Below are 21,614 nucleotides of genomic sequence, written 5' to 3' on the forward strand. Positions count from 1 at the left end.
GATAATTTTGTTGCTATTTGTATCTGCTATGGTAGGGGCTAAGCTGTTTATTTGGCTGTATCCTAAGGCTACCAGGTTTAATATTTTATTTTAAATAACAAATATAGCCTTTTTGCTAAAAAAGGTTTTATAAGTTAAAACGATAAAACTCTTATTTTATTCTTAATCTTTAAAAGTGTCTTCGTCTTTTGGTAAGATGTCTATCTGTGGTTTTTTCAATACGGTTTTATTCGCAATATTACGTTCCAATGATAATAATAATGAGGGTAATAATATTAAGTTGGCTAACATTGCAAATAATAGTGTGGCAGAAACCAACGCTCCTAAAGCAACAGTACCCCCAAAACTTGAAATGGTAAATACAGAAAACCCAAAAAATAAGACTATTGAAGTATAAAACATACTCACACCTGTTTCTTTCAGGGCAGCGTAAACCGATTTTTTGATACGCCAATTGTTGGCAGTTAACTCTTGCCGGTACTTCGCGAGAAAGTGTATGGTGTCATCCACAGAAATACCAAAGGCAATACTGAAAACTAATATTGTAGACGGTTTAATGGGTACGCCTACAAAGCCCATTAATCCGGCTGTAATAACCAACGGGAGTAGGTTTGGTATCAACGATATGATGATCATCTTAAATGACCTAAACAAATACGCCATGAATAATGCTATTAATCCAATCGCCAGAGCTAATGACATGACAAGATTATTTACAAGGTATTTTGTTCCTTTTAAGAATATTAAAGCGCTACCTGTCATATAAACCGTGTAACGATCTGAAGGGAATATTCTATCAATATTTTCCTTTAGTTTACCTTCAATAGCCTCCATCCTTATGGTTTTCACATCCTTCATGTAGGTGGTAATACGTGCAATTTGCCCTGTACTGTCCACAAAACTTTTTAATAGATTCCCGTCCGTCGAGGATTTTCGGGCAATATCCATTATAAAAGTATTCTCCTGTGAAGTGGGGAGTTGATAGTATTTTGGTATACCGCTATAAAAAGCTTGTTTTGAATATTTCACTAAATCAACTGCGGAAACTGGTCTAGATAATTCTGGAATCTCATGAATAACATCACTCAATTGATCCATTTTTTTTAGGGTAGATGGTTTTAGAACCCCCTTTTTTCGTTTTGTATCTACAACAATTTCAACAGGCATAATGCCATCAAATTCTTCTTCAAAAAAGCGAATATCTTTAAAAAATTCGGCTTTTTTAGGCATGTCTTCTATTGGACTTCCTGAAATATCAATTTGATAAATACCAATGATACTGATAACCAAAAGACAAATAGATACAATATAAACAGAAATTCTTTTCTCGCGAACAATGTTTTCCATCCAACTAACAAACGTATCTATCCAACGTTTGTTCAAATGCTTTAAATGCTTTGTATTGGGCAAAGACATAAAACTGTATACAATTGGAATAATCAAAAGAGAGAGTATGAAAATACCTATAATATTAATGGAGGCAACAATACCAAATTCTTTTAGGAGTTGACTATCGGTAACAATGAAAGTGGCAAATCCAGAGGCCGTTGTAATGTTTGTCATCAAGGTGGCATTTCCTATTTTAGAAATTACACGTTGTAGCGAAAGGGCTTGATTGCCATGTTTTTTGACTTCTTGTTGGTATTTATTAATTAAGAAAATACAGTTAGGAATTCCGATGACTATAATTAATGGAGGTATTAATGCGGTAAGAACGGTAATTTCATACTGTAGTAAACCCAAGACGCCAAAAGACCACATTACGCCAATAATTACCACGCACATTGATATCAGTGTTGCTCTAAAACTCCTAAAAAAGAAAAAGAAAATTAGGGAGGTTACACCTAAGGCCGCAAGAATAAATTTCCCAATTTCATTTATAATACTCTGGGAATTCATGGTGCGTATATAGGGCATTCCGGAGACGTGTACATCTAAATTAGTATCATCTTCAAAATTTTTCACCAATTGATTTAGATCTTCTAAGATAAAATCTTTTCGAGCAGAGGTATTTACAATGTCTTTATCTAAATAAACTATGGTTCTTATTGTTTTAGTTTCCTTATTGTAAATTAAATCTTGATAGAAGGGGAGGTTATTAAATAAATGTGAGGTTAGCGTGTCTATTTCAGCCTTTGTTGTAGGTGTTTTTTTAATAAAAGGTTGTAATACAAATTGCTGTTTTGTAGTGTCTTTTACGAGTTCTTGAAGGTTGTCTGTTGATAAAACAAAATCTACCTCAGGGAATGCGGCTAATTGTTTGCTAAACTTGTTCCATCTATTAAATTTTGCGGGTGTAAAAAGAGTGGAGTCTTTTACGGCCAAAACCATAACGTTTCCTTCTTCACCAAAGGTTTTTAAAAAGGATTGGTACTGTACATTTACTGGATGATGGTCTGGTAGTAAATTTGCTTGCGAGCTAGAAAATCGCATTTTATCCCACTGTAGTGCCAGAAACACAGTAAGAGCAGTAATTAGAATTAAAATAAATATTCTATTTCTAAGAATAATATTAGCGGTTTTTGCCCAGAAACCTGTAGTTAATTTCGCAACCATGTTATTTTTTAAAAATTGGCACAAAGGTAGAAAATGATTACGGGTAATCACAGTAATCTATTAAGGTAATAGTTACTTTTATTGCGATTTTTAGAAAATTTATGAATTACTATAAAAAAAAGGGCAACTATTTTGTTGCCCTCCTATCAATTTTAAAAAAAATTAAAATTAAACTTTCATAATTTCAGCTTCTTTGACGGCTAAAACTTCTTCTATTTTTCTTGAAAACTTGTTGGTAAGCTCTTGAATATCTCCTTCGGCATTTTTCTTCAAATCTTCAGAGGCATCATCTAAGGCTCTAATATCCTTATTCGCTTCTTGTCTTGCATTACGGATACCTACTTTAGCATCTTCTGCTTCTCCTTTTGCTTGTTTCGCTAAATCTCTTCTACGTTCCTCTGTTAATGGCGGTACGCTAATGATGATAAAATCTCCATTATTCATGGGATTAAATCCAAGATTGGCAATCATAATAGCTTTTTCAATGGGCTGAAGCATATTTTTTTCCCATGGCTGTACTGTAATTGTACGTGCATCTGGAGTGGTAACGTTTGCAACTTGAGCTAGTGGGGTTTGAGACCCATAATAATCTACCATTACGCTAGAGAGCATAATTGGACTGGCTTTTCCTGCTCTAATTTTAGCAAATGCTTTTACTAAATGGTCAATAGAACCATTCATGCTTTCTTTAGTGCTGTCAAGTATAAAAGTAATTTCTTCGTTCATTTTATTTAATTTTTAATAGCTGCTGTATCTAAATATGCCGATTTTTTAATTATCAACAACAGTTCCAATATTTTCTCCTGAAACAAGTTTCAGTAAATTACCTTTTTTATTCATATCAAAAACAACTATCGGTAATTCATTTTCTTGGCTTAATGTAAATGCTGTTGTATCCATTACTTTTAAACCTTTTGTCAATACATCCTTAAAGGTAATAGTATCAAACTTGGTAGCGTTCTTGTCTTTTTCTGGATCAGAGGTGTAAATGCCATCTACTCTTGTTCCTTTCAGAATTACATCTGCTTCAATCTCTATAGCTCTTAATACAGCTGCAGAATCTGTAGTGAAATAAGGGTTTCCTGTACCTCCTCCAAATATTACAACTCTTCCTTTCTCTAAATGACGCATAGCTCTTCTTCTGATAAAAGGTTCTGCTACTTCATTTATTTGAATGGCCGATTGTAATCTAGTTTGAACCCCGCACTCTTCTAAAGCGCTCTGTAAGGCTAAGCCGTTTATTACTGTAGCAAGCATTCCCATATGGTCTCCTTGTACGCGATCCATGCCATTACTTGCGCCAGCTAAACCTCTAAATATATTTCCACCACCAATAACGATAGCGACTTCAATACCTTTGTCAATTACTTCCTTTATTTCTTCAGCATATTCTGCTAATCTTTTTGGATCAATTCCGTATTGTCGTTCACCCATTAAGGCTTCGCCGCTTAATTTTAAAAGAATTCTTTTATACTGCATGGTTCGGATTTTGTTAAACTAGTGCAAAAATAATCAAAATATTTTACGAGAATAGTCCAATAATAATTAATTACCATCCTAATTATTTCCAAAAACATTCTGTACTGTTATTTTATTTTAATAATCTTGTTAAAATAACAAATAATAACCTGAAGGTTATGGTGAAAATGAATATAAATAAAATGAAAAAAGTAGGATTTTTAATAGCGTTGACCTTATTAATACAGGCTTGTGGCTCTTCTAAAAGTTTAGTAGCTGCAGATAATAGTGTTGTAAAGGTGAAGATAGATTTAGTGAATGTGGTTGAGGATAAAGTTTTAGTGGCTATCGATCCCGGAGCATTTACTGCTGATGAAGTTTTATTTTTTATTCCTAAAACCGTTCCAGGAACGTATAGTACTGATGACTATGGGAAATATATTGAAGGTTTTAAAGCTTTTGATTATAAAGGAAACGAATTATCGTTTTCTAAAAGAGACGATAATACTTGGGTGATTGCTAATGGAGTTAGTTTGGATAGAGTTTCTTACTACGTGAATGATACGTATGATACTGAGGCAGAGGTTGATGATGCGGTTTTTTCTCCTTCAGGAACAAACATTCTGAAAGATCAAAACTTTATGCTTAATCTTCATGGTTTTGTTGGGTATTTTAATGATTTAAAGGAGATTCCTTATGAGTTGGCTATTACGCATCCTGCTAATTTATTAGCAACAACATCACTGAAAGAGAACAATGCGCAAAAAGTTGATGGTTTAGATGTTTTTTATGCTAGTCGTTATTTTGAAGTTACAGATAACCCAATTCTTTATGCGAAGTCCGATGTTGCAACATTTGAAGTAAATGGTATTACCGTTAATTTAAGTGTGTATTCTCCTAATGGATTGTATAGTGCCTCGGATCTTAAAGAAAGAATGTTTAAAATGATGTCTGCCCAAAAAACATTCTTAGGAGCTGTGAATAGTACTAAAGAATATAATATCTTATTGTATTTGTCGGAGTTGGAAAATGATGCAAATGGTTTTGGCGCTTTAGAACATCATACGTCTACAGTTGTTGTTTTGCCAGAACAAATGGATCAAGCTAGATTAGAGCAAGCAATGGTAGATGTGGTTTCCCATGAATTTTTCCATATTGTAACTCCTTTGAGTGTGCACTCTGAGGAAATTCAATATTTTGATTTTAACAATCCTAAAATGTCTAAACACCTTTGGATGTATGAAGGAACCACGGAATATTTTGCTAATTTATTTCAAATTCAACAAGGCTTAATTACCGATGATGAGTTTTATGAGCGTATTGTAGATAAGATAAATAATGCTAAGAGCTATGATGATGAAATGTCATTTACGGTGATGAGTGAAAATATCTTAGACGAACCTTACAAGGAGAACTATGGTAATGTTTATGAAAAGGGTACTTTAATTAATATGGCTCTTGATATTACTTTGCGTGATTTAAGTGATGGGGAAAAGAGTGTTCTTTGGTTGTTGAAAGAATTATCTAAAAAGTATGGAGATGCAATTCCGTTTAAAGATGATGCTTTAATTGATGAGATTGTGGCCATGACCTATCCTGAAATTTCGGAGTTTTTCGCTGCTCATGTGGTTGGTGCAACACCAATTGATTATAGTGTTTATTTAGCTAAAGTTGGTTTAGAAAAAGGAAGTGTTGAGGAGCCAAGCGGTTATTTCTTAAAAGGTGATGTTCCTTTTATTGATGTAGATCCAGAAAATAATAATGCGGTGTTTGTTAGAGAAGGTATTACTTTAAATAGCTTTTTTGAAGCGATAGGCTTACAAGGTGGTGATGTTTTCAAATCTATTGACGGTACGGAAATTACTTTAGAAAGTTTAAGACCAATTATAGGACAGAGTTTTGGTTGGCCAGCAGATAAATTGGTTACTATCGTTGTAGATCGTGCTGGTGAAGAAATTACTTTATCGGGTACTGCTGGAATTCCTGTAGTTAAGGTAGAAAAAATTGTATCAAAAGAGAATGTTTCTGATGCTGAATTGAAATTGAGACAATTGTGGATGAAGGGCTAGTAAAGTAGCATCTTATCTTAAATAAAAAAGGAACGCAATTGCGTTCCTTTTTTGTTTGTATATTTTTTTAAATTTCCTTTTACTCGCCTATGGCAATCGTATTGCTAATCATTGGTTTAAGCAAGAGTACCTTTGATAAAAAGGTTGAGTCTTGTCTTGAGTATGACATAAAAAAAAGGGTCACAAATTGCTTTGTGACCCTTTTTTACTATATGTGTTTTGTAATTACCCTAAAGTAACACGCTTAAATGAAGTTACAGCTAAGCCATCTTGTGCAGATGATACATATGTACCAACATTTGTTTTCTCATCTTTAATGAAGTTTTGATCTAAAAGACACTGCTCTTGATCAAGCGTTGTGTTGTCAGAGATAAAACGTTCCATTTTACCTGGAAGTATTTTGTCCCAGATTTTTTCTGGTTTACCTTCTGCTTTTAATTCTGCTTTAGCAGCTTCTTCAGCATTTGCTAAAACTTCAGGAGATAATTGGCTCATAGAAATGAATTGAGGTACGTTTTTAAGCGTTTTACCTAATCTTCCTAATTCTTCGTTGTCTTTTTCTATAACTGCAATTCTAGCTTCTGTTTCAGCAGCAACAAAAGAAGGATCAAAATCTTTATAAGATAACGTAGTTGCACCCATAGATGCAATTTGCATAGCAACATCTTTACCTACTTCTTCGTTTTTAGAAGTTAAACCTACTAAGGCAGCAATTTTGTTAATATGAACATAGCTACCAATGTAAGGAGCTTCTAATTTTTCAAAAGCAGTAATATCTAATTTTTCACCAATGACACCAGTTTGTTCAACTAGCTTCTCAGCTACAGTCATTCCACCAAAATCAGATGCTAAAAATTCCTCTTTAGTATCAAAATTTATAGCTTTGTCTGCAAGTTCATTAGCTAGTGCTATAAAGTTTTCGTTTTTTCCAACGAAATCAGTTTCACAGCCCAAAACTATGGCAACACCAACAGTACTATCAGCATTAAGTTTTGCGATTGCAGCACCTTCTGTATTTTCTCTGTCAGCTCTTTTTGCTGCAACTTTTTGACCTTTCTTACGAAGTACGTCAATAGCTTTGTCGAAGTCTCCTTCGGCTTCAACTAAAGCGTTTTTGCAGTCCATCATTCCAGCTCCAGTAGCTTTTCTTAACTTATTTACTTCCGCGGCGGTAATTTTAGCCATCTTATATGTGATTTTAAAAACTAGGCTAAAACTAAAACTTTAAAAAGATTAGTTCTAGCCGATAGTGTTAATTAAAAATTTTATTTATACTAAGTTAATGTTAAGAGGGTTGATTACTCAATACCACCTTTTACATTATCTTGCCATTCTTTTAGCTCATCCCATTTACCATCGGCAGCCATTTTAGCTTGCTTAGGCCATGAAGCAGGATTTTTAGAAGCGAATTTAGAACCAGCAGCAGTTAAAACTACATTTAATTCTTCTTCAGTTTTTCCAGCTAAGTCACTGAATGTATTGATTCCTGATGCTTGAAAGATTTCAGATATTTTTGGGCCGATACCTTCAACTTTAGTTAAATCATCAACGCTTTCTGTTTTATCTTCAACTTTAGCCTCAGTTTTCTCTTCAACTTTTTCTTCGGTCTTTGTTTCAACAGCTTTCTTTGCTTTTGGAGCAGGTTTAGCAGAATCATCACCTTCTTTTCCTGATTGTTTTTCTGACTTACGTTCAGATAAACCTTCAGCAATTGCTTCAGTAACGTGAGTTAAAATTGCTTCAATAGATTTAGAAGCATCATCATTAGAAGGGATAATGTAATCCAATAATCTTGGGTCAGAATTTGTATCTGCCATAGCGAAAATTGGAATGTTTAATTTGATAGCCTCTTTTACAGCAATGTGCTCACGCATTGTATCTACAATAAATAATGCACCTGGTAAACGAGTCATTTCAGAGATAGAACCTAAATTCTTTTCTAATTTTGCACGTAAACGATCAACTTGTAAACGTTCTTTCTTAGATAAAGTTAAGAAAGTACCATCTTTTTTCATTCTATCAATAGAAGCCATTTTTTTAACAGCTTTACGAATAGTAACAAAGTTAGTTAACATACCACCTGGCCATCTTTCAGTGATGTAAGGCATATTTACATTAGAAACTTTTTCAGAAACGATGTCTTTTGCTTGTTTTTTGGTAGCTACGAAAAGTATTTTTCTACCTGATGCTGCTATTTTTTTAAGAGCTTCATTAGCTTCTTCTAATTTTGCAGCAGTTTTGTAAAGATTAATTACGTGGATGCCATTACGCTCCATGTAAATGTATGGAGCCATGTTTGGGTTCCATTTTCTTGTCAGGTGACCAAAGTGTACACCTGCTTCTAGTAAGTCTTTTACTACGATTTTTTTTGCCATTTTTTTGTACTTAGTTTACGTTCTGTTGAATTAGCAATAATGAAGTGGCACGCTATTTTGTGGCCTCCAATATTTAGATGCTAAACTAGTTTCCAAAAGCTGTTATACTCTTGGACAACAACAACTTGATTTTAAAATTTAACCCTGAAAAAATATTTTTCAGGGTTTTCAATGAACTTTTGTATAAACTGAATAAACAGTTTAAGATATTTCTCTTTACGATTAACGTTTCGAGAATTGGAATTTTTTACGAGCTTTCTTCTGACCGAATTTCTTACGTTCAACCATTCTAGGATCTCTAGTCAATAAACCTTCTGGTTTAAGAATCAATCTGTTTTCAGGATCAATTTCGCACATTGCTCTTGATAATGCTAAACGAATTGCTTCAGCTTGACCAGTGATACCACCTCCAAATACATTTACAGTTACATCGTAAACATCTTCTACATTTGTTAATGAGAAAGCTTGTTTTACTTTGTATTGTAAAGTAGCTGTTGGGAAATATACTTCTAAATCTTTTTTGTTAACAGTAATTTTACCGCTACCCTCTGAAAGATAAATACGTGCAACTGCAGTCTTTCTTCTTCCTATTTTGTGAATTACGTCCATTATGTAAGGTCGTTTAAATTAATTACGGTTGGTTTCTGAGCTTCTTGACCGTGTTGAGCACCTTCGTAAACCTTAAGGTTACGGAAGATTGCAGCACCTAATTTATTTTTAGGCAACATTCCTTTTACAGAACGCTCTACAATGCTCACTGGGTTTTTAGCCATTGCCTCTTTTGCTGTCTGAAATCTTTGACCACCTGGGTAACCAGTATGGCGTACGTAGGTTTTACTCTCCCACTTGTTACCTGTCAAATTAATCTTTTCAGCATTTATAACAACAACGTTGTCTCCACAATCTACGTGTGGTGTAAAGCTTGGCTTGTATTTTCCTCTTAGTAATTTTGCAACTTTTGAAGCAAAACGACCTAATGTTTCTCCTTCTGCATCAACTAACACCCATTGCTTATCAACAGTTGCTTTGTTCGCGGAAATTGTTTTGTAACTTAATGTGTCCACAGTAATTTTTTATTTATTAAACACTTAAATCCCGTTTAATGGGGTGCAAATGTACAATTATTAACTTGAATAACAAATGGTTGTTTCTAAATATTTTATTTATTTTTTCAACCGCCTTGTTTTTCACTCTTATTTTTGTAATGTTTTCTGTTTAAATTAGATAGATATTCTCTTCTATTATTAATGTGCTTCTAACCAGTTTTCTCCCACTCCTACTTCTACATCTAAAGGGACTTCTAGTTTGTAAGCGTTTTCCATTTCTGATTTAATAAGTGTTTTCATTTCTTCAAGTTCTGGTTTATAAACGTCAAAAACTAATTCATCGTGTACTTGAAGTAACATTTTAGTTTTGTATTTGCCTTCTTCTAACTTATTATGGATGTTAATCATGGCAATTTTAATGATATCTGCTGCACTACCTTGTATAGGTGCATTAACAGCATTACGTTCTGCAGCCCCTCTTACGATAGCATTACTTCCATTAATGTCTTTTAAGTATCTACGTCTGCCTAATACGGTTTGTACATACCCATTATCTCTTGCAAAATCTACTAGTCCTCCCATATAACTTTTAAGTTTTGGGTAGGTTTTGTAATAGGTGTCTATTAGTTCTTTGGCTTCTGCTCGAGATAAATCGGTTTGATTGCTCAATCCAAATGCCGAAACACCATAAATAATTCCAAAATTCACCGTTTTTGCATTGCTACGTTGTTCTCTAGTAACTTCTTCTAAAGGTACATTAAATACTTTGGATGCGGTTGATGCGTGAATATCTTCTCCGTTTTTAAAAGCTTCAATCATCGTGGTTTCCTCGCTCAATGCGGCAATAATTCTGAGTTCTATCTGAGAATAATCCGCTGCGACCAAAATATATTCTTCATTTCTAGGAACAAAAGCTTTACGTACCTGTCTTCCTCTTTCTGTTCTAATAGGGATGTTTTGAAGGTTAGGGTTATTACTGCTTAAGCGACCTGTTGCGGCTACAGTTTGCATATAATCCGTATGAACTCTACCTGTGCTTTCATCTACTTGTGAGGGTAGCGCATCTACATAGGTGCTTTTTAGTTTTGCTAAACCTCTATAAGATAATACATTTTCAATTATTTTGTGGTCTTTGGCTAAATAAGACAGTACATCTTCTGCTGTAGAATATTGACCTGTTTTTGTCTTTTTAGGCTTTTTAACCAGGTTTAATTTGTCAAAAAGGATGTCTCCTAGCTGTTTAGGAGATGCAATATTAAATTCTTCGCCAGCTTCTTTGTAAATCTCTTTTTCTAAACTTTGGATGTCATTATTTAGGTCTTCAGCAAGAGAATTTAGAAATTTGGTATCTAGATTAATACCTTCTAGTTCCATATCAGCTAGGACGTGTAAAAGCGGAATCTCAATATCATTGAATAATCCTTGTGTTTTTGCTTCCTCTAATTCAGGTTTAAATTTTTGAGCCAATTGGTAGGTAATATCAGCGTCTTCTGCAGCATATTCCGTTTGGTCCTTTAAGGGAACATCGCGCATATTTAATTGATTCTTTCCTTTTTTTCCAATCAATTCTGTAATTGATACCGGGGTATAATTTAAATAGGTCTCTGCTAATACATCCATATTATGGCGCATATCAGGGTTAATTAAGTAATGTGCTAACATGGTGTCAAAACATTTCCCTTTAACTTTAACCTTGTATTTATCTAGTACTTTGATGTCATATTTTAAATTCTGACCTATTTTTTCAATAGCCTCATCTTCAAAAAATGGACGTAATTGTTCAATAATTTCCTGTGCTTCGTCTCTATCGGCAGGAAAAGGAATATAAAACCCTTTGGAGGCTTCCCAGGAAAAAGCAATACCCACAAGTTCAGCGGTAAGCGAATTTAATCCAGTGGTTTCGGTGTCAAAGCAAACAGAAGTTTGTTTTAATACATTTTGAAGAAAAAGTTTCATTGCCATTCCAGGAGCAACACTCTGGTAGCTGTGTGGAATGTCTTTTATTGTTTTTCGGCTAGAATAATCAGCTACAGTTTCGGACGCGGTACTTGGGTCACCTCCAAATAATGAGAACTGACCAACACCTGCTTCTTTTGCTGGAGTTTTGGTTTTGGGGTCGGCGTTTGACTCAGTAGCTGGGGTTTCTTCTGCGGTGGTAAATAACTTTAAAAATTGATCTTTTAACCTTCTAAATTCTAATTCTTCAAATAATACCTGCACTTTTTCTGCATCAGGCATACTTAGTTCGTAGTCGTTTGCATTAAAAGTTACATCGCAATCAATGCATATCGTAGCTAATTTTTTAGATAAAAGACCTAGTGCTGCATTTTCGCTTACTTTTTCTTTCATTTTCCCTTTTAGCTGATCGGTATTTGCTAAAAGATTTTCCATGGAACCAAATTGTTCGATAAATTTCTTTGCTGTTTTATCACCGACGCCTGGTAGACCAGGAATATTGTCACTGGCATCACCCATCATCCCTAAGTAATCTATAACTTGCTCAGGGCGTTCTACGCCAAAGCGTTTTTGTATTTCCGGAATGCCCCAAATTTCTATGCCATTTCCCATTCTAGCTGGGCGATACATAAAAATGTTCTCAGATACCAATTGACCAAAATCCTTATCGGGCGTTACCATAAATACCTTATAATCTTCTTTTTCTGCTTGTTTTGCTAGGGTCCCAATAATATCATCTGCTTCCCAACCTTCTAAAACAACCACAGGGATGTGCATCGCTTTTAAAATATCTTGTATATAAGGTATGGCAATACGAATAGCGTCAGGTGTAACATCGCGATTGGCTTTGTATTCAGGGAATAACTCGGTGCGTTCTGCGCTTCCGCCTTTATCAAAGCATACTGCTAAATGATCGGGTTTTTCACGTCTGATAACATCAAGCAATGAATTCATAAACCCCATAATAGCAGAGGTATCCATGCCTTTGGAATTTATTCTTGGGTTTTTTATTAAAGCGTAATAACCACGAAATATTAATGCATATGCATCGAGTAGAAAGAGTCTTTTTTGTTCTGCCATTTTATTTTTGAATTCAAGAATTTCAAAACTACGAAGATTATCTAATTCTATCTTTGTAATTATGCTTTAATATATGAATCTGGAATGTTGTTAAGATGGCCTTTATTTGAGTAGGTACGATAGGTGAATCCTGGTTGTATGCAATAAGCTCCAGTTTCTCCTTTTTTATTTATGGCGATAAACCCAATTTGAAAATTTAAATTGCCTTTGTTTTTGGCAATGATTCTATTTACACCTTCTTCACAGGCTTCTTGGGGAGATTTGCCTTGCCGCATTAATTCAACAATTAAAAAACTACCTACAGTTTTCACTACTTCTTCGCCAACGCCAGTTGCAGTTGCTCCACCTATTTCATTGTCTATAAATAATCCTGCGCCAATGATGGGGGAATCGCCCACGCGACCAGAAATTTTGTATGCCATGCCGCTAGTTGTGCAGGCTCCTGAAATATTTCCGATGCTATCAATGGCAAGCATGCCAATAGTATCGTGGTTTTCTATATTTACGATGGGTTTATACTGTGAGGTTTTTTTCCATTCCATCCATTCTTGTTTCGATTTCTCAGTAAGTAAATTTTCCTTTTTAAACCCCTTTTCATAAGCAAATTGCTCGGCACCTTTTCCGGCTAGCATGACATGTGGTGTTTCTTCCATCACTTTTCGTGCGATGGAAACAGGGTGTACAATATTTTGAATGCAGAGTACTGCTCCGCAATTTCCTTGGTGATCCATAATGCAGGCATCTAGCGTAACCTTGCCATCACGATCTGGTCTTCCTCCTTTGCCTACAGATTGGTTGTTTTCGTCTGCTTCCTCTATCATTACTCCTTGTTCAACGGCATCTAAAGAATTGCCTCCATTTTTAAGAACCTCCCATGCCTTGGCGGTTGCTTTTTCTACGTTCCATGTGGCTATAACAATGGGTTTAATTCCTTTTGAAGTGGTTATGGCTTCTTCATTGGAGTAAGAGGCTGCTAAGGGTGTAGAAATAATTGCTGTAGCAGTAATTGTAGCATTTTTGATAAATTTTCTTCTTTGCATGATACTGGTATGTTGATTACTTTAGAGTTTTAAATATAAGTATATGCTAATAGAAATTTGTGCTAATTCTGTAGAATCAGCTGTAAATGCGGAAAAATCAGGGGCAGATAGGATTGAGTTTTGTTCGGAGCTTGGGGTAGGAGGGTTGACGCCATCTTATGGAATGCTAAAGACAGTGCTAGAGCATATCTCCATTCCTATCCACGTGCTTGTTAGGCCTCGAAGCGGTGATTTTTGTTTTTCTAATTCAGATTTTCAAGTGATGTTACGAGATATTGAGCTTTGTAAGACTCTGGGTTTTGATGGGGTTGTTTCAGGTATTTTGCACCCAGATTTTACTTTAGATTTAAAGCGCTTAAAATTGCTTGTGAAGGCTACTTCAGGTTTAAGCTTTACTTTTCATCGCGCATTTGATTGGGTGGCCGATCCTTTATTGGCTTTCAGGCAATTGGAAGATTTGGGGGTACAGCATATACTTAGTTCTGGTCAGCAAAAATCAGCATTACAAGGTATCGAGTTGCTTGCTACTTTAAAATCGATGTCGCGTAATTGTGAGATAATGCCGGGGGGTGGGATAAATCTAGAGAACGTATTGACTTTTAAGTCCGCGGGTTTTGATAGTGTTCATTTGTCAGCAGCAATAATGCAAGATGTTGATTTAGTTAAAGAAAATGTACCCATGAGTTATCTTCCGTATTTAGATGAGCGTAAACATGTTACTTCTAGTGCGGCTATAATTTCAGAAATAGTGAACAAGGTTAAATAATGTTTAAATGGGTTACTGCATCATAGAAATAAAAATACCTTTGTAAAAAATACATTATGTTACGTTGGATTGTTTTTGTTGTCATTTACATCGTTTTAGGTTTTTATTCTTTACAATCCATAAAGACTGCATCAAGACACCCTTGGCTCTATTATACTTTTATCGCCCTTATGTTGCTTATTGTTGGTAATTTTATTTATCAATTTACCTTTGGGGCGTCAGATGGTAGGGTATTAAGTAGACCCAAAAGTTATGCTTTTGGTTTTTTGCTGGCTTTGATGTCATTTCAATTAATTACCGTGCTTTTTCTTTTTTCTGAAGATATATTTCGATTTTTATCAGGATCATACCAAAAATTATTTGGTGTTGATCGTGAGTTTTCTTTTCCAGAACGCAGACGTTTTTTAAGTTTAATAGCTTTAGGTATCGCTGCGCTCCCTTTTGGGTCATTATTGTATGGAATGTATAGGGGGAAGTATAATTTTAAAGTTCTGAAGTATACTTTAGAGTTTGATGACCTTCCAAGCGGTTTTGATGGGTATACGATAACGCAAATTTCTGATGTGCACAGTGGTAGTTTTGATAATGAAGAGAAGATTTCTTATGCAATTGATCTTGTGAATAAGCAGAAAAGTGACGTCTTATTTTTTACAGGGGATTTGGTTAATAATAAAGCGGAGGAAATGGGGCCTTGGAAGGTGTTGTTTTCCAGATTAGAGGCAGCAGATGGTAAGTTTTCTATTTTGGGTAATCATGATTATGGCGATTATGTAGATTGGGATACGGAAGAAGAGAAAGAGGAGAACTTAGAAGATTTAAAAAAACTTCAAAAAGAAATCGGGTTTGATCTTCTTTTAAATGAAAGCAGGTATTTGCAACGAAATGGGGATAAAATAGCTTTAGTTGGTGTCGAGAATTGGGGTAGAGGAGGATTTAAAAAAGCGGGTGATCTTAAAAAGGCATCAGAAAAAATTAATGAAAACGATTTTAAAATATTGTTGAGTCATGATCCTAGTCATTGGGAGGATGTTGTGATTCACGATGATTATCATTACCATTTGACCTTAAGTGGGCATACGCATGGAATGCAATTTGGGATAGAGATTCCTGGGTGGATAAAATGGAGTCCAGTAAAATGGCGCTATAAATATTGGGCAGGAATTTATAAAGAGCTAGGTCAGTTTATAAATGTTAACCGTGGGTTTGGAGTTTTAGGGTATCCGGGTAGGGTAGGTATATGGCCCGAAATTACGGTGATTACACTTAAAAAGAAATCTTAGGTTTAAATATAATACTCCTAAGGAAAACACAAAAAATGATAAGAAATCCATTTTTTAACATTTTTTCTTACATTTGATTTACGAATCCTAATATTTAAGCATGTCTAAATTTGGTGAATTAATAGATTCTAACACTCCTGTGTTGTTAGATTTTTATGCGGAGTGGAATGAACAATCTACTTCAATGCATCCTGTGCTGCGAGATGTAGCGGCAGCTTTAGGTGATAAAGGAAAGGTTATTAAAATTGATGTAGATAAGAATAAAGAACTTTCTCAGGCTTTAAGGGTAAAAGGTTTGCCTACATTGATGATTTATAAAAATGCCGAAATGGTCTGGCGCCAAAGTGGCGAACAGGATGCAAATACATTGATTGGTATTTTAAACGAATACATTTAAAAGTAAAAATAACGCATAAAAAAACCGAGATGTAAATCTCGGTTTTTTTTATGTCTATTCCTTAGTACTCGGTATATCTTCAGCTTCGGGCCTATAGGTAGTATCTATTTGGCTACTATCTATTAGATCAGGATTGTTTGTAGATGGCGCTTCTTCCCTAAGAATTGGATCTTCACTACCATTTACAAATCGGCTGAATTTATCAACATATTCATTGAATACAATGGTTTCTTTTTCTGCCAGTTCGCGGTCCCCGTTTCGTATTAAAATATCTACATTACGGTTATAGGCCTCCATGTTGGTGAGAATATCGTTTAACTTTTCGTATTGCTCATTTAATGGTAGTGCAGCATAATAATTTAAGTGTTCTTGATATTTTGTTTTCAGTTGCGTATACAATTTTCTTGCTTTTTGAGTTTCACCTACTTTGTAATATCCGTCTACAAAAGGTTCTACAAAAGCATAGTATTCATAAGAATCAACAGGCATGTTTTTTACAGCGATGTCAATCATTTCTTTAGCTCTTTCTATTTTATCTTCGTTTAATAAAGTTTCCACCAAACGTGCAATATTTCCTCGGAATGATAATCCTTGAATACGGGTTTGTGTATCATGGTAGATATCGGGACTGCCAGAATTACCCCATTCCCATTTTTTAACAATATCATACATAAGGTCGCTATCTATTCTGCCCATTTCATACGATCTTTTGTCGTAATCCGTTTTTATAGGAACAAGCTTGTAGGCCAAACCATCTAACTGTAAATAGTCTTTCATCCAAATATATTCGCCATCATCAAAACTACCACCGGAGAAATAAATTGGTCTTTTCCAATCATTATTTGCAATGATGTCTAGCATTAATAAGCGATTCTTAGGCAGTGCGCTCTGAGGAAGTTCTATGTCAATATAATCAACAATCAAAGCAGAATCTTTTTCTTTTACTAGGCCGCTTTCTAAAACGTTCTTTTTGTTTACTGGAATTCTAATGTGGTTAGTAGGGTAGAATACAAGATCAAGTGTGTTTTCCGGGTAAATACTTATATCCTGTTCAGGATTTGCTTCTATGACGCTTCTAAGTTTTGTTCTAGGTTCGTCACTAGCAATCCACTCCATAAAGGCTTTGATGTCCCATCTAGATTCCGAGATCTTCTTATTGTATAACTGATCTACATTTTGGTAGTAAACAGCATCTCTTGAACCAACACGGTATTGTTTGTGGGTTAATTGTGATGGTATAGCTTCGCTCTCGTAAGCTTTGCGTTTCATTTGATCAATATACCAATCTGTAGCAAATAAACTTGTGTTTATTACGCGTACATCGGTACGGTAGCCTTCAATTTCTTGTGCATACCAAAGCGGGAACGTGTCATTGTCTCCAATGGAAAATAGGATGGCTCCAACATCTTCTTGTGTAGATTGTAAATATGCTTTTGCCGTTGTTTTAGCAGTAAACCTGTTTGATCTATCATGGTCATCCCAGTTTTGGTAGGCCATTAAGAAGGGTGCTGCTAATAAGCAAATCACAGTTACTGCCGGTGCTAAGATTTTTGGAGTAATCAGTTTTTTAAAGGCGTCAAATATTCCGTATACGCCAATCCCTATCCAGAGTGCAAATATGTAGAAAGAACCCACGAGGGAATAATCTCTTTCACGGGGTTGGAAAATATATGGATTGGTGTAAAACTGTATGGCTAATCCTGTAAAGAGGAAGAAAACAAGCAGTACCCAAAATTGTTTTGGATTTTTCCCTATTTGAAATAATATCCCAATAATACCTAAGATGAGGGGTAGGAAAAAATAGACATTTCTTCCTTTGTTGTTTAACACATCGCTAGGTAAGTTGTCTTGAGTTCCAATAGATGGGCGTAAAGAGTCTAAAAAGTTTATTCCGCTAATCCAATTTCCATTATCGTCATATCTACCTTGTTTATCATTTTGTTTTCCGGTAAAATTCCACATAAAATAACGCCAGTACATATAGCCAAATTGGAACTCAACCATGTATTCTATGTTTTTCCAAATAGAAGGGGGTTGTACGTCTATGTATTCGCTAAATCTATTTAAAAACTGAGCGTATTGTGTTTCGTCTATTTCACCTTTAGAATAGCCTTCGCGCAATTGTTTTACGGCTTGAGCTAGTTCTGGGCTGTTTGTTTTTGTGGTAAATTCTAAAGGGCCAAAATAGCGCATGTAATTATCAACATGCTGTTCGCTCCACATTCTTGGTAGTAATCCGACGTGTTTTTTATTAGGTCCTTGAGTAGCATTTTTATATTTATTTACAATAATATATTTGCCTATTTTTTCGTCTTTTTCGTATTTTGGTTTGTCATCTTTGTCTTCGCCAGCGCCAGCAAAGGCATTGGAGTAATAGGCTCCGTAAAAAGGACTATCCACTCCAGGATATTGCTCTCTGTTGTAATAGGCTAAAAGTGAACGTGCATCAGAAGGATCATTTTCGTTAATAACTACTTTAGCATTTGCACGTATTGGGAGCATAATCCATGAGGAAAATCCTAAAAATAAAAACATCAAACATAAAACAATAGTGTTTGCTGTTTTGAAATTGTTTTTGCGTGTATAGTTTAATGCAAAATAGAAAACGGAAATAAAAACGATTCCCATGATGATCGAACCAGAATTAAAAGGGAGTCCGATGGTATTAATAAAAAATACTTCGCTCCACCCGAAAGCAACTAAAATATAGGTAAGAGAGAATTTATAAACAAGCATTAGTATGGCAATGACAATAATATTTGCTAATAAAAAGTTTTTTATAGTGGTTGTTTTGTACGTTTTAAAATAATAAAGTAAGCCTATTGATGGGATAGCTAAAAATCCCATAAACTGTATTCCAAAAGTTAACCCTACAACATATGCGATTACAACCAGCCATTTATCACCTCTTGGGTGGTCTAAATTATCTACCCACTTCAATCCTAACCATAACAATAGGGCCATGATAAAACTAGCCATGGCATAAACTTCAGTTTCTACTGCGTTAAACCAAAAACTATCCGAAAAAGTAAATGCTAAAGAACCTACAAGTCCACTTCCTAAAATTGCAATTGCTTTACTATTTGTGATTATTTCATCTTTAGAAATAATTTTTCTTGTGAGGTTGGTGATGGTCCAAAACATGAAAAGGATGGTAAATGCACTAGAAACTCCAGAGACATAATTTACCATCAATGCTATTTTTTCAACATCATTAAAGGCAAATATTGAGAAAAACGCTCCTATCATTTGTAGTAGCGGTGCTCCCGGAGGGTGGCCAACTTGTAGTTTTGCTGATGTGGTGATGTATTCTCCTGCATCCCAGAAGCTCCCTGTAGGTTCTACAGTGATCCAGTAGGTTATTAATGCAATAGAAAAAACAGCCCATCCTAAAATGGAGTCCCATTTCTCAAAATTTTTAGAAAACATGTATATATTATTTTACCAATTATGGCGAATTTAGTAATTAATATAGATATGTAATTCATTTTTTTATAAAGGTTTAACACCTTCAGGAAAATTATTTTTAAATATTTTTTAAAAAATGTTTGCGAATGTAAAACTTTGTTGTAATTTTGCACCGCTTTTAAAGGTAATGGTCCATGGTGTAATTGGCAACACTCCGGTTTTTGGTACCGACATTCAAGGTTCGAGTCCTTGTGGACCAACAGAAATTTAACAAATTCCCTGCTTTTTAAAAGAGCAGGGAATTTTTGTTTAAAAAAGGTCTAATTGTTAAATCTTATATCGTAAGTATATGTGCTTAATGTTTAAAAAAGTTATATATTTGCAACGCTGTAAGAATCAATAGTATATACGAGGGGACAATTTGTCCCCTCTTTTATTGCTTAAGTTTATGTTTAAAGAGAAAGTTTTAGGATTGTTAGAAGGTGCTTTAGAGGAAAATAAATCAATTTTTTTGATAGATTTTACGATTGGACCTGCAAACAAAATAAATATTACTCTAGATGGTGATACCGGAGTTAATTTAACGGATTGTATTGCGATAAGTAGAGTGATAGAGCAGAATTTAGATAGAGAAGAAGAAGATTTTTCTTTGGAAGTTGCATCTGTAGGAGCAACTACACCGATGATTATGCCTAGGCAATATAAAAAGAATATCGGTAGAGAGTTGGAAGTAAAAACTTTAGATGGTAAATTTGAAGGAATTTTAACGGCAGCAGACGATCAAGGAATTACTTTAGAATGGAAAGCTAGAGAGCCAAAACCGATAGGGAAAGGTAAAGTTACAGTTCAGAAAAAACAAGAATTTCTTTTTTCTGATATTCAAGAAGCAAAAGTTATTATAAAATTTTAATTGTAGGTCAACATGGAAAATATAGCGCTGATCGAATCTTTTTCAGAATTTAAAGACGATAAATTCATTGATAGAGTAACGCTAATGGCGATTTTGGAGGATGTTTTTAGAAACGCTCTGAAAAAGAAGTTTGGTTCTGATGATAACTTTGATATCATTATCAATCCTGATAAAGGGGATTTGGAGATTTGGAGAAATCGAATCGTTGTTGAAGATGGTGAAGTGGAAGAGCCTAATGAAGAGATATCTTTAACAGAAGCTCGTAAGATTGAACCAGATTTTGAAGTTGGTGAAGATGTTTCAGAAGAAGTTAAATTAATTCAATTAGGGAGAAGAGCTATTTTGGCGCTTCGTCAGAATTTAATTTCTAAAATACACGAACACGATAATACAACGATATATAAGCATTTCAAGGAATTAGAAGGAGATCTATATACGGCTGAAGTGCATCATATTAGACACAAGGTTGTTATTTTGTTAGATGATGAAGGAAATGAGATTATTCTTCCAAAGGATAAACAAATACCTTCAGATTTCTTTAGAAAAGGCGATAATGTTCGTGGTATCATAGAGAGTGTTGAGTTAAAAGGGAATAAACCTGTAATTGTAATGTCAAGAACAGCACCTGCTTTCTTGGAAGCATTATTCTTTCAGGAAATTCCAGAAGTTTTTGATGGTTTAATTACGGTTAAAAAAGTAGTGCGTATCCCGGGTGAAAAAGCAAAAGTTGCTGTAGATTCTTATGACGATCGTATTGATCCAGTAGGTGCTTGTGTGGGTATGAAAGGTTCTCGTATACATGGTATCGTTAGAGAATTAGGAAATGAAAATATTGATGTTATCAACTGGACTAGCAATCCACAACTTTTAGTTACAAGAGCGTTAAGTCCTGCTCGTGTTTCTTCTGTAAAGTTAGATGACGAGAAAATGACAGCTCAAGTTTATTTAAGACCTGAAGAGGTTTCTAAGGCAATTGGGCGTGGAGGTCATAATATTAGATTAGCGGGTCAATTGACTGGTTATGAGATTGATGTATTCCGTGAAGGAGTTGAGGAAGATGTTGAGTTAACAGAATTCTCTGACGAAATTGAGGGATGGATTATAGAAGAATTTAAGAAGATAGGAATGGACACTGCTCGTAGCGTTTTAGAGCAAGATGTTGATGACTTGGTGAAGCGTACCGATTTAGAAGAAGAGACAATTGTAGAAGTTGTGCGTATCTTAAAAGAGGAATTAGCAGATTAAGCTATATATTAGCAAGAAATTTATAAGT

The 21,614-nt window shown here is 34.8% G+C and carries 16 protein-coding genes and 1 tRNA gene; 7 read left to right on the forward strand and 10 right to left on the reverse strand.

Annotated elements, in window-relative coordinates; genetic code table 11:
- Positions 1–162: 162 nt before the first annotated feature.
- The 3 genes from GQR94_RS10900 to pyrH form a co-directional block, all read right to left on the reverse strand.
- The gene (locus GQR94_RS10900) at positions 163–2,556 is read right to left on the reverse strand and encodes an RND family transporter (RefSeq protein ID WP_158975528.1); all 2,394 of its coding nucleotides are present in this window, start codon (positions 2,554–2,556) and stop codon (positions 163–165) included.
- A gap of 168 nt (positions 2,557–2,724) precedes the next feature.
- Positions 2,725–3,282 carry a ribosome recycling factor gene (gene frr, locus GQR94_RS10905; protein ID WP_158975529.1) on the reverse strand — a complete coding sequence of 186 codons (558 nt, stop codon included), beginning with the start codon at positions 3,280–3,282 and terminating at the stop codon, positions 2,725–2,727.
- A gap of 45 nt (positions 3,283–3,327) precedes the next feature.
- Positions 3,328–4,035 carry a UMP kinase gene (gene pyrH, locus GQR94_RS10910; RefSeq protein WP_158975530.1) on the reverse strand — a complete coding sequence of 236 codons (708 nt, stop codon included), beginning with the start codon at positions 4,033–4,035 and terminating at the stop codon, positions 3,328–3,330.
- 182 nt (positions 4,036–4,217) lie between these two features.
- On the opposite strand from pyrH, the gene GQR94_RS10915 reads away from it, so the two are divergent.
- Positions 4,218–6,083: a peptidase M61 gene (locus GQR94_RS10915; RefSeq protein WP_233268675.1), complete on the forward strand. Its 1,866-nt coding sequence runs from the start codon at positions 4,218–4,220 to the stop codon at positions 6,081–6,083.
- A gap of 225 nt (positions 6,084–6,308) precedes the next feature.
- Here the strand turns inward: GQR94_RS10915 and tsf are convergent, their stop codons facing one another.
- The 6 genes from tsf to GQR94_RS10945 all read right to left on the reverse strand — a co-directional run bounded on the left by tsf (position 6,309) and on the right by GQR94_RS10945 (position 13,580).
- On the reverse strand, positions 6,309–7,268 hold the full coding sequence (tsf, locus tag GQR94_RS10920; RefSeq protein WP_158975532.1) for a translation elongation factor Ts: 960 nt from the start codon (positions 7,266–7,268) through the stop codon (positions 6,309–6,311).
- A 113-nt stretch (positions 7,269–7,381) separates the two neighbouring features.
- Positions 7,382–8,458 (reverse strand): 30S ribosomal protein S2, encoded by a 1,077-nt coding sequence (rpsB, locus tag GQR94_RS10925; protein WP_158975533.1) that lies wholly within the window; start codon positions 8,456–8,458, stop codon positions 7,382–7,384.
- Positions 8,459–8,680: 222 nt separating this feature from the next.
- On the reverse strand, positions 8,681–9,067 hold the full coding sequence (gene rpsI / locus GQR94_RS10930; RefSeq protein ID WP_158975534.1) for a 30S ribosomal protein S9: 387 nt from the start codon (positions 9,065–9,067) through the stop codon (positions 8,681–8,683).
- Positions 9,067–9,522, reverse strand: coding sequence for a 50S ribosomal protein L13 (rplM, locus tag GQR94_RS10935; RefSeq protein WP_158975535.1), 456 nt, complete (start codon positions 9,520–9,522; stop codon positions 9,067–9,069). Before rplM ends, rpsI begins: the two co-directional genes overlap by 1 nt.
- 180 nt (positions 9,523–9,702) lie before the next feature.
- Complete coding sequence (gene polA, locus GQR94_RS10940; protein WP_158975536.1) at positions 9,703–12,540, reverse strand: DNA polymerase I; 2,838 nt, start codon at positions 12,538–12,540, stop codon at positions 9,703–9,705.
- 59 nt (positions 12,541–12,599) lie between these two features.
- Complete coding sequence (locus tag GQR94_RS10945) at positions 12,600–13,580, reverse strand: isoaspartyl peptidase/L-asparaginase family protein (RefSeq protein ID WP_158975537.1); 981 nt, start codon at positions 13,578–13,580, stop codon at positions 12,600–12,602.
- Between the two features lie 43 nt (positions 13,581–13,623).
- Between GQR94_RS10945 and GQR94_RS10950 the strand changes: the two genes are divergently transcribed.
- The 3 genes from GQR94_RS10950 to GQR94_RS10960 all read left to right on the forward strand — a co-directional run bounded on the left by GQR94_RS10950 (position 13,624) and on the right by GQR94_RS10960 (position 16,023).
- Positions 13,624–14,346: a copper homeostasis protein CutC gene (locus GQR94_RS10950; RefSeq protein ID WP_158975538.1), complete on the forward strand. Its 723-nt coding sequence runs from the start codon at positions 13,624–13,626 to the stop codon at positions 14,344–14,346.
- 56 nt (positions 14,347–14,402) lie between these two features.
- Positions 14,403–15,626 carry a metallophosphoesterase gene (locus GQR94_RS10955; protein WP_158975539.1) on the forward strand — a complete coding sequence of 408 codons (1,224 nt, stop codon included), beginning with the start codon at positions 14,403–14,405 and terminating at the stop codon, positions 15,624–15,626.
- 100 nt (positions 15,627–15,726) lie between these two features.
- Entirely contained in the window at positions 15,727–16,023 is a 297-nt protein-coding gene (locus GQR94_RS10960; protein ID WP_158975540.1) for a co-chaperone YbbN, read from the forward strand.
- Positions 16,024–16,077: 54 nt separating this feature from the next.
- Here the strand turns inward: GQR94_RS10960 and GQR94_RS10965 are convergent, their stop codons facing one another.
- Complete coding sequence (locus tag GQR94_RS10965) at positions 16,078–19,452, reverse strand: protein O-mannosyl-transferase family (RefSeq protein ID WP_158975541.1); 3,375 nt, start codon at positions 19,450–19,452, stop codon at positions 16,078–16,080.
- 167 nt (positions 19,453–19,619) lie between these two features.
- Here GQR94_RS10965 and GQR94_RS10970 point away from each other — a divergent pair.
- From GQR94_RS10970 to nusA, 3 genes are all read left to right on the forward strand, one after another.
- A tRNA-Gln gene (locus GQR94_RS10970) sits at positions 19,620–19,691 on the forward strand.
- A gap of 188 nt (positions 19,692–19,879) precedes the next feature.
- The gene (gene rimP / locus GQR94_RS10975; protein ID WP_158975542.1) at positions 19,880–20,341 is read left to right on the forward strand and encodes a ribosome assembly cofactor RimP; all 462 of its coding nucleotides are present in this window, start codon (positions 19,880–19,882) and stop codon (positions 20,339–20,341) included.
- Positions 20,342–20,353: 12 nt separating this feature from the next.
- A complete protein-coding gene (gene nusA, locus GQR94_RS10980) occupies positions 20,354–21,586 on the forward strand; it encodes a transcription termination factor NusA (RefSeq protein WP_158975543.1) in 1,233 nt (410 codons plus the stop codon).
- The last annotated feature ends 28 nt before the right edge of the window (positions 21,587–21,614 follow it).

Source organism: Cellulophaga sp. L1A9 (assembly GCF_009797025.1).
Taxonomy (GTDB): Bacteria; Bacteroidota; Bacteroidia; order Flavobacteriales; family Flavobacteriaceae; genus Cellulophaga.

Bases quoted from the DNA above. Each gene is read 5' to 3' on its own strand.
- tsf (WP_158975532.1), bottom strand. From the start codon at position 7,268: ATGGCTAAAATTACCGCCGCGGAAGTAAATAAGTTAAGAAAAGCTACT.
- polA (WP_158975536.1), bottom strand. From the start codon at position 12,540: ATGGCAGAACAAAAAAGACTCTTTCTACTCGATGCATATGCATTAATA.
- GQR94_RS10950 (WP_158975538.1), top strand. From the start codon at position 13,624: ATGCTAATAGAAATTTGTGCTAATTCTGTAGAATCAGCTGTAAATGCG.
- rimP (WP_158975542.1), top strand. From the start codon at position 19,880: ATGTTTAAAGAGAAAGTTTTAGGATTGTTAGAAGGTGCTTTAGAGGAA.
- GQR94_RS10960 (WP_158975540.1), top strand. From the start codon at position 15,727: ATGTCTAAATTTGGTGAATTAATAGATTCTAACACTCCTGTGTTGTTA.
- GQR94_RS10900 (WP_158975528.1), bottom strand. From the start codon at position 2,556: ATGGTTGCGAAATTAACTACAGGTTTCTGGGCAAAAACCGCTAATATT.
- frr (WP_158975529.1), bottom strand. From the start codon at position 3,282: ATGAACGAAGAAATTACTTTTATACTTGACAGCACTAAAGAAAGCATG.
- rpsI (WP_158975534.1), bottom strand. From the start codon at position 9,067: ATGGACGTAATTCACAAAATAGGAAGAAGAAAGACTGCAGTTGCACGT.
- pyrH (WP_158975530.1), bottom strand. From the start codon at position 4,035: ATGCAGTATAAAAGAATTCTTTTAAAATTAAGCGGCGAAGCCTTAATG.
- GQR94_RS10965 (WP_158975541.1), bottom strand. From the start codon at position 19,452: ATGTTTTCTAAAAATTTTGAGAAATGGGACTCCATTTTAGGATGGGCT.
- nusA (WP_158975543.1), top strand. From the start codon at position 20,354: ATGGAAAATATAGCGCTGATCGAATCTTTTTCAGAATTTAAAGACGAT.
- GQR94_RS10955 (WP_158975539.1), top strand. From the start codon at position 14,403: ATGTTACGTTGGATTGTTTTTGTTGTCATTTACATCGTTTTAGGTTTT.
- GQR94_RS10945 (WP_158975537.1), bottom strand. From the start codon at position 13,580: ATGCAAAGAAGAAAATTTATCAAAAATGCTACAATTACTGCTACAGCA.
- rpsB (WP_158975533.1), bottom strand. From the start codon at position 8,458: ATGGCAAAAAAAATCGTAGTAAAAGACTTACTAGAAGCAGGTGTACAC.
- GQR94_RS10915 (WP_233268675.1), top strand. From the start codon at position 4,218: ATGAAAAAAGTAGGATTTTTAATAGCGTTGACCTTATTAATACAGGCT.